The following is a 13,866-nucleotide window of genomic DNA, read 5'->3' on the forward strand; positions in this document are numbered from 1 at the left end:
GCGTTTTTAACCTAAACTGCCAAGTATGGATGCGTATTTAAAATATGTAGTGGGGATCATCATCTTGATGTTATCCCCATTTCTTATTCAGGCCCAACAGATGTTGGATCCTGTCACGTATACCGTTGCGGAGGCTCCGCGCGAGGCAGAGGCCGGGGCCGTTATTGAAGTCACGGTGCACGCCTCCATTGAGGGACAGTGGCATTTGTATTCGATAGCGAACGACCCGGACGCGGGCCCGTATCCCACCCAGTTCAGTTCAGCCAATCCCCAGATGAGCGTGGCGGGAGAGGTCCGGGAGAGCGAACCTTCCATAGAGATGGACCCCAATTTTAACGCCGAGCTCGGCTGGCATACCGGGGAAGCCACCTTTACTATTCCAGTGGCTTTTAAGCCCGATACGGAAGGATCTTCCATGATTGACCTCGAAGTCCTGTACCAGGTGTGCGATGACCGTTCATGTCTCCCCCCCAAAACCAAGTCCATTACTCAGCCGATTACCATTAGCGGGGTTGCGGATGAACCCTATCGCGATTTTGAAGAACCATCGGAAAGTACGGCCGGCGAAACCGGTACCTCATCCAACACTCCCGATGACACGGGGGATCTTTCGGATTCTTCCGGAGAGGACGAAACGTCAACTGCCGGAACAATCACCGGTAGCAGTTTGAGCTTTGGCAGTGATGGCATCTTATCATTTTTATGGATTGCACTTATGGCGGGTTTTGCCGCACTGCTCACGCCTTGTGTATTTCCGATGGTACCGTTGACAGTTTCTTTCTTTTCAAAACAGAAAGAAGGACAGGGCAGCAGGGCGGTGGGACAAGCACTTGTTTTTGGTGTGGCCATTGTGGTTACGTTTACCATCCTGGGGGCGCTTCTTGCCCTGTTGGTCGGGGCATCAGGAGCCAATCAGTTTGCTGCCAATCCATGGGTCAATCTTTTTATTGCTCTCATTCTTGTTGTTTTTGCGGTCAGTCTGCTGGGAGCTTTTGAGCTTCGTCTGCCGTATCAACTGACGAACTGGCTGAATAAAAAAAGTAATGAAAGTTCAGGTATAGCCGGTATTCTGTTCATGGCATTGACGATCAGCGCGGTCTCGTTTTCATGCACAGCACCCTTTGTAGGTGGTGTTCTGGCCGCGACCACCGGTGGCGAATGGTTTTATCCCATCATCGGGATGGCCGCCTTTTCGGCAGCATTTGCAAGTCCCTTCGTAATCTTTGCCCTTTTCCCGCGCTGGCTGGAATCGCTGCCGAAAAGCGGTTCATGGATGAATATTGTTAAAGTTCTGTTAGGCTTTATTGAGCTTGCCGCCGCCATCAAGTTTTTCTCGAATGCCGATCTGGTCTGGCAATGGGGACTTATTTCCCGTCCTTTTGCCATTGCGGCCTGGATCGCCATCTTTATGGTGGCCGGTCTTTATGTGCTGGGAGTTTTTACGCTTTCTCATGAGACTAAACCCCAAAAAATCGGAACGGGCCGTGTAATGTTGTCGCTTCCCTTACTGCTGTTTAGCTTTTATCTCATCCCGGGATTGCTGGGAGCTTCGCTTGGAATATGGGATTCCTGGCTCCCCCCCAAACAGGCTACGGATGTAAGCGTAGTACAGACGCTCGCACAGCAGGGCTCCACAAGTACCAGTAACGGGGCCCGTAAATCCTGGTCAAGCAATTACCAGGCTTCCGTGGAAAAAGCGAAAAAGGAAAATATTCCCGTATTTATTGACTTTACAGGCTATACGTGCACTAATTGCCGGGCGATGGAAGCAAATGTATTTCCTCAGCCATCTATTCAAAAACGATTTGCAAAAATGGAGCAAGTGCGTTTATATACAGACGATGGATCTGAGGGTCCAAAAAATCAGCAATTTCAATTTGAATTTACAGGTACCGTTGCACTCCCCACATATGTAATTGTGGAACCGGAAACCGAAAGAATCTTGGAACAACTGGTTGGTTATGCCAGTAAAGATAGGTTCCAGCGATTTTTGGATGCAGGCCTTCAAAAATTTGACAACATAAAAAAAAGGCAGCAAATTGGGATGAAATGATAGACATTTGATATCAGAATGTGTGAAAAGAAGTGAAAATATTTTTTTTGCTTCCTTCCTTTGACATTTTAATTAAATTAATCTATCATTTTCCATCTTTACGAGCCCTTATAAACTGATAACTAATTTAATTTAACTGGAGTAATCGTATGACATCGTCAATAACACTCTTTTTCCTTCAAGCAGGAGCGGATCAAGGTTTTTTTAATTTAATCGTCGAAAGATTTAATGAAGGTAACGAGGGTGGGTTTATGTGGCCGGTCCTTGTCGCTCTCATCTTAGGTTTGGCTATTTTTCTTGAACGTATCATAACATTAAACCTGGCAGATATCGATACTCGCAAATTTGTCGTTGATGTACAGGAAGCCCTCGATGAGGGAGGCGTGCCTGCTGCCCGTCAACTTTGCGCTGAAACCCGTGGACCGGTTGCCTCTGTTTTTCAGGCTGGCCTGATGCGGGTCGACGAAGGCATCGATGCGGCAGAAAAGGCCATTTCAGCATACGGATCGATAGAAATGAGCTTTTTGGAACGGGGGCTCGTATGGCTCTCCCTATTTATTGCTATCGCCCCGCTGTTAGGTTTTCTCGGGACGGTTGTGGGTATGATCCAGGCATTTGATGCCATTGAACAGGCCGGTGATATTTCTCCCTCACTGGTGGCCGGCGGTATTAAGGTAGCACTGCTTACAACAGCTGCAGGTCTTCTCGCGGGTATTATTTTGCAGGTTGGGTACAACTACTGCGTCTCCAAGATTGACCGCATTATTTCTGAAATGGAGGAGAGCTCCATTACCTTAATTGACTCTATTGTGATGCTCAAAGAAGGAAAGCAAGTGGCTCCTGATGAGTCCGGTGAGTAAAATAACCTTGAAATTAATGCTAATTCTTATTTAATATTATGATTGTAACCATAGCAATAGGATTAGGCTTGGGGTTAATCGGACTCGGTATCTTAGGAATGCTGATTTCCGGTATCCAAAGCCTTATTAAAGGAAAACAGGACTTTAAGAAAATTCTGACAATGCTGGTACCATTTGCCTTTTTTGGAATAGCCTATGGTATCTTTGGCGATATCACACAGGCCGGGGTTGCTACCATGTTGTTTATGATGGCACTCATGATTCTGACAATCCTTCTTACCGGTTTGCGCGGTACATTTAATGTATAATTCTTAGGTTCTAACACTATGTTTAATAAAAACAGGAAGCGAGAGGAACCGGAAGTAGGAGGCGCAGGAATGGCGGATATTGCCTTTCTGCTGCTTATTTTCTTCCTGCTCGTCACAACCATTGATATTGATACCGGTATCGGCCTTCAACTGCCTCCGGCCCCTGAAGAAGACCAGGAGCCGCCCCCCATTAAAGAGCGTAATTTGCTCAACATCCTTGTTAATGCAGAAGGCATGATATTGATTGATGATGAACCCACACAGGTTGGAGAGGTAAAACAGATCATCAAAGATTTTGTAACCAACCGTGGAGAAGATCCCAATCTTTCCGATTCGCCCGATAAAGCGATCGTTTCGATTAAGACGGCCCGACAAACGCCTTACCGGACATATATTAATATGCTCGATGAAGTGATGGGTGCCTATAACGAACTGCGCGATCAGGCTTCACAGTCCGAATTTGGCGTTCCATACAGCCAACTCGAGGATGAGAGTGACCAGCAACAGGCCGTACGGGATATCTATCCCAAGAAAATTTCAATTGCAGAACCAGATGAAGGATAAGATCAACTATGGCACATTTTGAAAAAAAATCGGCTGATACAAGCCAGGATATCCCGATGTCCGCAATGCCGGACATCATCTTTATGCTGCTTATCTTTTTCATGGTGACGACCGTACTCCGTGAAGTTGAGCTTCAGGTTCAAATTAATTATACGGAAGCAGAAAATATAGAGAAGATTGAGCAGAAGCGCCTGATCAGTTACATTTATATAGGGCCCGAAAAGCTTCAGGGTAATCAACTGGGAGAGACGCGTATACAGATAGACGACGCCCTCATTGATGATATTGGAGCCATTAGAAATATTATGTATGACAAGTATCAGGAACAGCCCAAACTGATCGTTTCCCTCCGTGTACATGATGAGACCGAAACGGGCATTGTTACGGATGTTCAGGAAGAACTCCGCGAGGCTGGGACTCTGAGAATAAACTACTCTACAAGGCAGGAGACGGAATAAAAGCATAGCATAACATTATTTTTCAAAAGGCAAGTACACACCTGTGTACCTGCCTTTTTTATTTATTTTATTATAGCAGAAGAATATGGATAAAGGATCTTTTAGGACGATAGATTCAGTAGGCCGCGGCGAACTTATCAAAGAATTGATGGAGCACAGTTCCTTCAGCCGGGATGAGGTCATACAGGGGTATGGCGATGATTGTGCGGTGCTGGAAAATAGGGGGGAGGGAATATATCAGCTGTTGAGTTCAGAAAGCTTTATGGAGGGAGTTGATTACGACCTGACCTATGTCCCTCTTCATCACCTGGGCTACAAGGTTGCTACGGCTGCTGTCAGCGATATTTATGCGATGAACGGTACTCCGCAGGTGGTCCTGGTAAATCTTGCCGTTCCTAATAAGATTTCCGTCGACATGTTGAAAGAGATCTACCGCGGGATCGGCGCAGCGGGGAAGGATTATGAATTTCAGATAGCCGGTGGGGACCTGACAGCTTCTCACAAGACGCTGGGCATTAGTATCAGCTGCCGTGGCGAGGTCCCCGGAAACAACGTTATCTACCGGGAAGGAGCACAACCGGGAGATGCGATCTGCGTGACCGGCGACTTGGGCGCAGCTGCTGCCGGGTTGCGCATACTTATGCGTGAGAATAAATTTTGGCGGGAGCAGGAGCAACAGCAGGCTTTCCAGCCGGATTTGTCCGACTATGAGTATGTGGTACGGCGACAACTGGTACCGGTCGCCCGGAAGGATTTTATTGAACAGCTTACCGATTTGAACCTTTCGCCCTCATCCATGATCGATTTAACCCAGGGACTGGTCAGTGAGCTCAAGCATCTGACCGGAGCCTCAGAGGTGGGAGCTTATTTTTACCAGGCCGCCTTACCTATCAGCTTGGATACCCGTTCGGTGGCTGACGAAATGAAAGAAGATGTTGACAAATATGCTCTGTACGGGGGCGAGGATTACGAACTGATGTTTACCCTTCCCGAACAAAAAGTGGAAAAATTAGCTGATGAATTCAGTGATTTTACAGTTATCGGAAAAATAACCGACTCCTCGGAAGGTATTCGCATGCAAAAAGCAGAGGGAGACGTTGCCGTTTTTGATGGTAGAGAAGAATAAAAGAGAACGTAAATAAACAGGACTGACTGTTTGTGCACTCCGGAGCATACGTTTTGGTATTTTAAACCGTTAACAAGAAGGTCAGCGAAAGTAAATCCGGGGTATATTACGCACACTTAAAATATTTGCCGTATATTTATACGATAAAATCAATTTGCTACCATTCAGTACATGTCTGAGAAAAAGAATTTTTCTAATAAAAATAATTTGAAAGGCCCCAAAAAGGGAGATGAAAAATCTCCTAAATTTCCTATTTGGATATATGTGGTCCTGCTTTTAGCCCTGTTCGGTATTCAGATCTACTTTATGAATACCGGCAATGGTGAACAAATAAAATACAGCACCTTTTTATCGTACGTTGAAAAGGGCTACATCGAAGAGATTACGATAGAAAACGGATCCTATATCAAAGGTGTGTATAGCAATAAAGCCGTAAAAGAGGGCGTCGTGACCCCGGCAACTGAGCAGGAGGACGGGTGGCAGCTTGACAGCAGTTCAGCAAGCCAAAACAGCTTTACGACCACCATGCTTGAGGGCGATGAGATTCGACCCCTATTAGATGACCATGACGTTGCATATGACGTACGCGTTGAAGGCGACTGGTTCAGCGGAATCTTAATTTGGCTGATACCCATCGGGCTGGCTATCATTTTCTGGATATTTATTTTTCGCCGGATGAATCCCGGTCAACAGGTACTGAATATCGGCAAGAACAAAGCTTCGCTTTACGACAAGCAGAAAGAAAATGAAGTCTCTTTTAAAGATGTGGCCGGACTTGAAGAGGCAAAGGCGGAAGTAGAAGAGATCGTCGAGTTTCTGCGGACCCCCAAGAAATTTACCAAGCTGGGAGGAACCCTGCCCAAGGGAGTACTGCTGGTGGGACCTCCGGGCACGGGGAAAACGCTGCTGGCCAAGGCAACGGCCGGCGAAGCGGATGTACCCTTTTTTAGCCTCAGCGGTTCTGATTTTGTGGAGATGTTTGTAGGCGTGGGGGCCGCCCGGGTGCGCGACCTGTTCAAACAGGCGAAAGAAAAGGCGCCCTGTATCATCTTTATTGACGAGATTGATGCTATCGGACGAAGTCGCGGCAAGGGAATGATGATGGGATCGAACGACGAACGGGAGAATACCCTGAATCAGCTGTTGAGTGAGATGGACGGCTTTAACACCGATAAAGGGGTTATCATCATGGCTGCTACCAACCGCCCGGATGTCCTGGATACGGCGCTGCTCAGGCCGGGACGTTTTGACCGGCAGATTTTGATTGACAAGCCTGATCTTCGGGGACGGATGGAAGTGTTGAAAGTGCACGCCCAGAAGCTGAAACTTTCCGAAGATATCGACCTTAAACTGTTGGCCTCACAGACACCGGGCTTTGCCGGGGCTGAGCTGGCAAATCTCTGTAATGAAGCAGCTCTCATGGCTGCGCGTCGCGGTAAAGAACAGGTGGAAATGGAAGACTTCCAGGATTCCATTGAACGGGTTATAGCGGGACTCGAAAAGAAAAATAAGCTTATTAATCCCCGGGAACGGGAGATCGTAGCTTATCACGAATCGGGACATGCCATCGTGGGCTGGTACCTGGAACACACGGATCCGGTATTGAAAGTAAGTATCGTGCCCCGGGGATTGGCCGCCCTGGGCTATACTCTGCAAACACCGCTTGAGGACCGTTTTCTCATGACCACCGAAGAGCTTAATGATAAGATATGTGCGCTGCTGGGCGGCCGTGTAGCAGAAGAAATCATTTTCGGACGTATTTCTACGGGGGCCCAGAACGATCTCGAGCGTATCACCAATATGGCTTTTGCCATGGTAGCCGAATACGGGATGAGTGAAGAAATTGGCTATCTGTCACTTAAGGACTCTCAGAATCCTGAAAACAGCTACGGCTTCAATAAAAAATATTCCGAACACACCGCAGAGCGCATCGATGAGGCGGTAAGTGAAATCATCCGCAGCAACTATAAACGTACCAAAGCTCTGATCATCAAGCACAAGGATAAGCTTGAAAAAATGGCCGATACGCTCCTGGATAAAGAAGTTATCGACCACAATGATTTAAAAGAGCTGCTGGGCGACCATCCCGAGGGAAAGTACCCGGATGGGATTTTTGCCACCGACCAGGGATTGAAAACCTCCAACGGACATGGCGATAAGGGTACGGCCGGCGACCCCGCAGAGGAGGAACCTGCACAAGAAGAGGAGAGTAATATTTCGGAACAGGGAGAGTAGGTACAGAAATCTTTGTAGAGGCCTTTGCAAAAGCGTTGCTTTGGCCAATGGCTGTACGTTCCCGATTTCAACATCCTCATCTATCGTTTATACACTGCGGTTTTGAAATCGCTCAGGGATTGGTATTGAACAAAACCCTGGTTTTTTCAAAGCCCTCTTATATTTATTTGAGACGGTAAAACTCCTTTCTTTGACGACAGTGCAGGCCTGTTAACATTAAGGTTATATGGGAATAACATTTTGGTAATGATTGCATAATATTCGAGCAATGTGAGTGTGCTATCCTTGACATGTCATGTTAAGGAATCAACTAAAAATAAACTCAGCACACTTATCATGAATGTTATGACGCTTTGTAAAAAGATATTCATCATTCTCCTCATACCCGCTGCAGCGGTATTGGGCATCAGTGAGATGTCCGCGGCACAATCCCAATCGGCAGATCCCGGGCAGATCACCGGGAAGGTCGTAGATGCCCAAACGGGCGAAACGATCATCGGTGCCAATGTGGCGATAACCGGCACGACCAAAGGAGCCGCAACCGATCTGGACGGTAGATACTCGATCCGAAACCTGCAGCCAGGAACTTATTCCATAACAGTAACCTATATTTCATATTCCAAGAAAACGGTCACGGGAGTTGAAGTCAACCCGGGAGAATCTCAAATACTTGATATATCGCTTCAGCCTAAAACTGTAGGTATGGACGAAATTACCGTGACGGCCACCGCCGATCAGAGTAGTGCTGCTGGCTTGTTAGCCATGCAGCGGAAATCAGTGCCCATGCAGGATGGATTGTCTTCGCAGCAGATATCCAAACTGGGAGACAGCGATGTTGGCGCAGCCATAAAGAGAGTAACAGGCGTCACAGTACAGGATGGGAAAAATGTTTTTGTTCGTGGCCTGGGAAATCGTTATAGCAATGTTCAGCTAAATGGTTCGCAGCTGCCGTCCACCAATCCCAATAAAAAGGAAGTGCCTGTCGACCTGTTTGGAAGTGGATTGGTGAGTAACATTATTGTTCAAAAGACGTTTACAGCCGACCAGTCTGCTGAATTTTCGGGCGGATCAGTACAGATAACCACTCGGGAATTTCCCGATGACCGGAATTTAACCCTAAGCTATTCAACCAGTTATAATACGGTTTCCACGCTTGAAAATACATTGACAAGCGGGGGCAGCAGTACTGATTTCTTAGGGTATGATAATGGCAAACGTAAACTGCCCTCCATACTAAAGGGACAGCGTCTTAACGATGAAATTGCTCCCCGTGTTGTACAGGGCCTGCATGACAATTGGGGAATTGATTCGAATAGAAACGCTATTCCATCACAAAGTGTGAGTGTTAACTATGCCAACCAGTTTAATGAAGACAGGATACCAATAGGAATCGTGGGTAACTTTTCTTACAAATTCGCGAGAGATCTGCAGCCCAATAAAATACAACGATTCATACAGTTTTTCGATAGTAACGGGCCTAATTATCTGACGGATTATGATCACAATGAGGGTGTCATACAGGCTGATCTCAGCGGTATGCTTAACATTTTTATCAAACCTTCATCTGTCACCAAGATTGGACTCAAATCATTGTATTCCAATGCAACGACTGATAGTAAAAGCGTCATCGAAGGACCCTATCAAAATGGTATTAACCGATTGACCGTACTGAATTTTGATCGTCGAACGGTATTCTCGAATACGTTGGAGCTGGAAACCTACTTTAGGAACTTCATGTCATCAACGCTTTCCGGTAATATTAGCTACAACCGAGCGGTGCGTATGCGGCCGGACCGGCGCACTACACGCTATAACCTCACGGGGGGAGAGTACAGGTTTGCTCCTTTTGGAGATAACAACGGGCACTTTTTCTCGGATCAGAACGATAATAACTATGCAGGAAAACTTAAATACGAGTTTACGCCTGTAGACTTTGTTAGAATCTCTGCCGGCGGCAATATTACCATTAAAGATCGTAGCTTTACGGCCCGGCGGATTGCGTATCGTGATCAGGTGGCTCCATTTATAAATGGTGATGTGGCTACTCAGCCACCCAGTGGTATTTTAGCTGATGAGCTGGTTGAAAATGGAGCGCTGGAAATGGTCGAGACTACACAGTTTGGGTTGAATCAATCCGACTGGTATGATGGTTTTCAGTCCATCTATGCGGGTTTTGTGAGTACACAATGGAATGTTATTGACAGACTTTCTTTCGAGCTGGGAGGGCGTGTGGAAAACTCTGTTCAAACCATCGAAGTACCCCTGAACCTGGGTGGAGATTATGAAGAGGCTTCAAGAGTTGACAATACCGATTTTTTGCCTGCAGTCAATGTGACCTATGAGATTAGTGACAGGAGTAACTTACGTGCTGCTTTCTCACGGACATTGGCAAGGCCTGAGTTCCGGGAGATTTCAAACTTTAATTTTGCAGATTTCTTCGGCGGGAAACGGATTTATGGTAATCCCGATTTGGAGCGAACCCGAATAACCAATTATGATCTGAGGGTTGAAACTTATCCGAGAGGCGGAGAATTATTTGCCGTTAGCGCTTTCTACAAACAATTCGAAAATCCTATTGAGCTTTTCTATCGCCTTACCGAAAACGTTGAGGTGTTTTACGATAATGCCCCAGAAGCCGATCTGTACGGCATTGAAGTTGAGGGCCGAAAGAACATAACCGATCGCCTACAGATTGTTGCCAATGCGTCGTATATCCTTTCTGAAACAAAGATGGGCAGCGGCGCTTCTAACCGGGTAGCGAATATAGAACGCCCCATGGTTGGACAATCACCCTTTATTTTTAATGTTTCTTCATTTTATACCATTCCCAAATGGAATATGAATCTGTCGCTAAGCTACAACACATTTGGAGAACGTGTTGTTACTGTTGGTCAAAGCGGGCAACAGTACGATGAATATGAGCAGCCCTTCCATGATTTGGGAGCTAAGATCGAGTACCCGCTGGCGGGTGTGAATCTGAGCTTGGAAGCTAGCAATCTTTTAAATGATGTACAAGAATACACACAGGGTCCTGCAACTACATTCCGATACAAACCCGGAGTCACTTTTCAGCTGGGAGCTACCCTTTCATTATAACTTAATGGTTTAAAAATACTATCATAATGGTTTCGTAATGATCATCACTTAAATTTTTCCTCTAACAAAACAACCACCTAATCAATCTAAAACCTTACTTACTATGAAGTCGATAGTCACAAAACTGATTGCAATTTTGATGCTGCCATCAATGCTATTGTTGGCAAGCTGCGATGATGACAATCCCGTTAATCCCGAGCCAAATCCGCCCGAAGAAATCCCCGCTGTTTATGAAGATCTGCCGGGAGAACTCATCAGTCAGGATGAGACCTGGTCGAACGATACCACTCTAACCGGACCCCGTTTTGTTCTCCCCGGTGTTACGCTGACGGTGGAAGAAGGGGTAGAGGTCAGTTTTACCTATCATAATCAGAATAATGATGAGGTAGGCACGATCATTACGTTACCCGGCGATGCTACTAATTTCGACGAGCCGCGCGCTTCTGGTCGTTTAGTTGCCGTTGGTACGGCAGACAATCCGATTATATTTACTGCCGAACAAAAAGAAGTAGCCAGCTGGGGCGGTATTATCCTCGCCGGTGAAGCCAGCAACAATGTTCCCGGGGGACTGGGAGAAATCGAAGGTCTCGATCAGGCCGTACAATATGGTGCTGATATTGGCGGAGGAGAGTCGTTTAACGACCAGGACGACAGTGGTCGGTTAAGCTACGTGCGCATTGAATACTCCGGCTACAGCATTGCGGACGGCAGCGAGCTTCAGGCATTGACGCTTTATTCTGTAGGCAGCGAAACGCAGTTAGACCACATCAGCATCTACCAATCGGTTGATGACGGCGTAGAGCTCTTCGGCGGTACGGTAGATATCAAATACCTGGTCATCAAAGGAGCACAGGATGATACCTTTGACTACGACCAGGGATGGACCGGCCGAGGTCAGTTCTGGGTTGGGGTACAAACCGAAGGAACTCGTTCTAACAGTGGTTTTGAGAATGACGGTTGTGATGACCAGGCTGACTGTGATGGAGGAAATGGTCCGACTGCACCTCAAATTTACAATGCAACGATCTATGGAAATGATGTAGCCAATGGCGAAGATATTCGAGGCTTGCGCTTACGTGAAGGCATCGAGGGGGAATATAAAAATATCATCATTGCCAACTTTGGAAAAGAAATAATAGCTCCGATTGTGGTTGATGAAGATGGAACGGAAGCTAATATAGGTTCTTCACTCACATTCGGTGGCAACATTTCATACAATAATGCCAACGATGGATCTTCGCTTTCGTACTATAGTGATCTGGGGCTACAGAATATGGATCCCCAATTTGTAGATGCGGCAGGATTTAATTTCGCCTTGGAATCGGATTCTCCTGCACTGACCAGCGGCGTTGCACCTCCTGTGGATGACTTTTTTGACCAAGTTGAGTACAGCGGTGCTTTCGGTACCGAAGACTGGACGCAAGAAGGCAGCTGGGTACGCTGGTCTGATTAAAAATTTCTATCTACCCATAATCGTCTCACATACATCGTGTGAGGTGTGCTGATCACAAGGAGGCTCTGTTGAAAGCGGAGCCTCCTTATTTTTTAGGTCACATCCCATATCCCAAATATCCGGGTTCTATGTTCTTTGGCTAACACCCTTATTCTACCCGGATTATGCACCGGGTAAGCACAGAATAGTATCTTCCAGGTCACAATAAATTTGAAAAAAAACTTTAATGGTTATAGTTTAGGTTGATATTTCGGAACCCTGGCTTTTGCATATTCGTTTTGGAGAGTCGATATTTCAAACAATAAAACAGTATGGATTTGGTTTTTGTTACACGTAAGGCACATTTTAACGCAGCTCACCGATTACACAACCCCGACAAGTCCGATGAATGGAATCGACAAACGTTCGGCAAGTGTAATCATGAGAACTGGCACGGACATAATTATATTGTAAAGGTGACGGTTGCAGGAAAAACGGATCGTGCTACCGGATACGTAATCGACTTGTCGACGCTTAAATCGATTATTGAAGAACGCATTGTTGAAGAGTGCGATCATAAGAACCTGAACCTGGATGTCCCGTTTTTAGAGGGCATTATGCCTTCAACGGAAAACTTAGTCAAAGCCTTTTTTGAGCAAGTCGAGGAACCGATTGCAAATGAAGCATATGGCAGTGGTTTCCTGTATAGCCTTGAATTGGAGGAAACCGAACGAAATTCAGCTGAATATTGTCCTTATCGATTGGGAAAACCGTTGCCTGAAATTGATTAATATTTATTGAACAAGCATTACCATTACTTAAAGAATGATTTCTACCACATTGAAACGATATTACGACCCTACATTTACCGTCTCCGAGGATTACAAGGACAGTCTCCCCGACCTGCAAAATGGTCCGGCTTCACTGATCGAAGGAGCGAATGTCCCCATTCAGCAAGTGGGTATTTCGGATTTTAAGCTTCCGCTCAAGTACCCGCGTCCCGATGGTGAACTCATTACCCTTGAAACATCTGTCGAAGGCTATGTGGGACTTGAAGCGGGCAAGAAAGGGATTAACATGAGCCGGATCATCCGCCGGTTTTACGATTTCAGGGATGAAGTCTTTCATCCGGATATGCTCAGGGACATTCTGGAAACGTATATCGAGCAGCTTGATTCGAACGCTGCCTATCTCAAATTGTCATTCAACTATCCGATACTGCAGGAGAGCCTGCGGTCGGACCTGGAAGGGTACCAGTATTATGAAACGGCTATCGAGGGCGTATTGAGTGCGGATGGCGAGTTTCACAAATTCATGCATCTCGATTTTGAATATAGCAGCGCCTGTCCCTGTTCCTATGAGCTTTCCGAACATGCACGGGACAAAAGAGGCGTCGCCAGCATCCCGCACAGCCAGCGCAGTGTGGCCAGCTTGACGGTTGAACTGGATGAATCAATCTTTGTAGAAGATTTGGTCGACCACTGCCGTCAGGCATTAATGACCGAGACCCAGGTCATGGTCAAGCGAGAGGATGAGCAGGCCTTTGCGGAGATGAACGGCGCCTTCCAGAAATTTGTGGAGGATGCGGCCCGGTTGCTTTATGAGGAGCTGAACCGGGATAAAAATATTCTGGATTTTGTCATCCGCTGTGCCCATATGGAGAGCCTCCACAGCCATGATGCGGTCAGCCGCATTTGCAAAGGGGTCCCGAACGGTTTACGCTGAGCCGCATTT

General features: G+C 46.5%; 11 protein-coding genes. All 11 read left to right on the forward strand.

Features of this window, described 5'->3' with window-relative positions; translation table 11 throughout:
* Window positions 1-25: 25 nt before the first annotated feature.
* The 11 genes from BUB16_RS09095 (at window position 26) to folE2 (ending at window position 13,857) form a co-directional block, all read left to right on the forward strand.
* Window positions 26-2,053: a protein-disulfide reductase DsbD family protein gene (locus tag BUB16_RS09095; RefSeq protein WP_073062651.1), complete on the forward strand. Its 2,028-nt coding sequence runs from the start codon at window positions 26-28 to the stop codon at window positions 2,051-2,053.
* A gap of 149 nt (window positions 2,054-2,202) precedes the next feature.
* A complete protein-coding gene (locus tag BUB16_RS09100) occupies window positions 2,203-2,913 on the forward strand; it encodes a MotA/TolQ/ExbB proton channel family protein (RefSeq protein ID WP_073062654.1) in 711 nt (236 codons plus the stop codon).
* A gap of 38 nt (window positions 2,914-2,951) precedes the next feature.
* Window positions 2,952-3,221 (forward strand): hypothetical protein, encoded by a 270-nt coding sequence (locus tag BUB16_RS09105; RefSeq protein ID WP_244545667.1) that lies wholly within the window; start codon window positions 2,952-2,954, stop codon window positions 3,219-3,221.
* A gap of 18 nt (window positions 3,222-3,239) precedes the next feature.
* Window positions 3,240-3,785: an ExbD/TolR family protein gene (locus tag BUB16_RS09110; RefSeq protein ID WP_073062660.1), complete on the forward strand. Its 546-nt coding sequence runs from the start codon at window positions 3,240-3,242 to the stop codon at window positions 3,783-3,785.
* 8 nt (window positions 3,786-3,793) lie between these two features.
* Window positions 3,794-4,243 (forward strand): ExbD/TolR family protein, encoded by a 450-nt coding sequence (locus tag BUB16_RS09115; RefSeq protein ID WP_073062663.1) that lies wholly within the window; start codon window positions 3,794-3,796, stop codon window positions 4,241-4,243.
* Window positions 4,244-4,328: 85 nt separating this feature from the next.
* Entirely contained in the window at window positions 4,329-5,369 is a 1,041-nt protein-coding gene (gene thiL / locus BUB16_RS09120) for a thiamine-phosphate kinase (protein WP_073062667.1), read from the forward strand.
* Between the two features lie 171 nt (window positions 5,370-5,540).
* On the forward strand, window positions 5,541-7,604 hold the full coding sequence (ftsH, locus tag BUB16_RS09125) for an ATP-dependent zinc metalloprotease FtsH (RefSeq protein ID WP_073062669.1): 2,064 nt from the start codon (window positions 5,541-5,543) through the stop codon (window positions 7,602-7,604).
* 345 nt (window positions 7,605-7,949) lie between these two features.
* Complete coding sequence (locus BUB16_RS09130) at window positions 7,950-10,700, forward strand: TonB-dependent receptor (protein WP_170864339.1); 2,751 nt, start codon at window positions 7,950-7,952, stop codon at window positions 10,698-10,700.
* 103 nt (window positions 10,701-10,803) lie between these two features.
* The gene (locus BUB16_RS09135) at window positions 10,804-12,153 is read left to right on the forward strand and encodes a beta-helix domain-containing protein (protein ID WP_073062675.1); all 1,350 of its coding nucleotides are present in this window, start codon (window positions 10,804-10,806) and stop codon (window positions 12,151-12,153) included.
* Between the two features lie 311 nt (window positions 12,154-12,464).
* On the forward strand, window positions 12,465-12,923 hold the full coding sequence (locus tag BUB16_RS09140) for a 6-pyruvoyl trahydropterin synthase family protein (protein WP_073062679.1): 459 nt from the start codon (window positions 12,465-12,467) through the stop codon (window positions 12,921-12,923).
* 34 nt (window positions 12,924-12,957) lie between these two features.
* Window positions 12,958-13,857, forward strand: a complete 900-nt coding sequence (folE2, locus tag BUB16_RS09145; RefSeq protein WP_073062683.1) for a GTP cyclohydrolase FolE2 — start codon at window positions 12,958-12,960, stop codon at window positions 13,855-13,857.
* Window positions 13,858-13,866 lie beyond the last annotated feature (9 nt).

Origin of the sequence: Fodinibius roseus (assembly GCF_900129315.1) — a bacterium.
Classification (GTDB): domain Bacteria; phylum Bacteroidota; class Rhodothermia; order Balneolales; family Balneolaceae; genus Fodinibius; species Fodinibius roseus.

Excerpts from the sequence above, each read along its gene's own strand:
- BUB16_RS09095 (WP_073062651.1), top strand. The coding sequence starts at position 26 with ATGGATGCGTATTTAAAATATGTAGTGGGGATCATCATCTTGATGTTA.
- BUB16_RS09100 (WP_073062654.1), top strand. The coding sequence starts at position 2,203 with ATGACATCGTCAATAACACTCTTTTTCCTTCAAGCAGGAGCGGATCAA.
- BUB16_RS09105 (WP_244545667.1), top strand. The coding sequence starts at position 2,952 with ATGATTGTAACCATAGCAATAGGATTAGGCTTGGGGTTAATCGGACTC.
- BUB16_RS09110 (WP_073062660.1), top strand. The coding sequence starts at position 3,240 with ATGTTTAATAAAAACAGGAAGCGAGAGGAACCGGAAGTAGGAGGCGCA.
- BUB16_RS09115 (WP_073062663.1), top strand. The coding sequence starts at position 3,794 with ATGGCACATTTTGAAAAAAAATCGGCTGATACAAGCCAGGATATCCCG.
- thiL (WP_073062667.1), top strand. The coding sequence starts at position 4,329 with ATGGATAAAGGATCTTTTAGGACGATAGATTCAGTAGGCCGCGGCGAA.
- ftsH (WP_073062669.1), top strand. The coding sequence starts at position 5,541 with ATGTCTGAGAAAAAGAATTTTTCTAATAAAAATAATTTGAAAGGCCCC.
- BUB16_RS09130 (WP_170864339.1), top strand. The coding sequence starts at position 7,950 with ATGACGCTTTGTAAAAAGATATTCATCATTCTCCTCATACCCGCTGCA.
- BUB16_RS09135 (WP_073062675.1), top strand. The coding sequence starts at position 10,804 with ATGAAGTCGATAGTCACAAAACTGATTGCAATTTTGATGCTGCCATCA.
- BUB16_RS09140 (WP_073062679.1), top strand. The coding sequence starts at position 12,465 with ATGGATTTGGTTTTTGTTACACGTAAGGCACATTTTAACGCAGCTCAC.
- folE2 (WP_073062683.1), top strand. The coding sequence starts at position 12,958 with ATGATTTCTACCACATTGAAACGATATTACGACCCTACATTTACCGTC.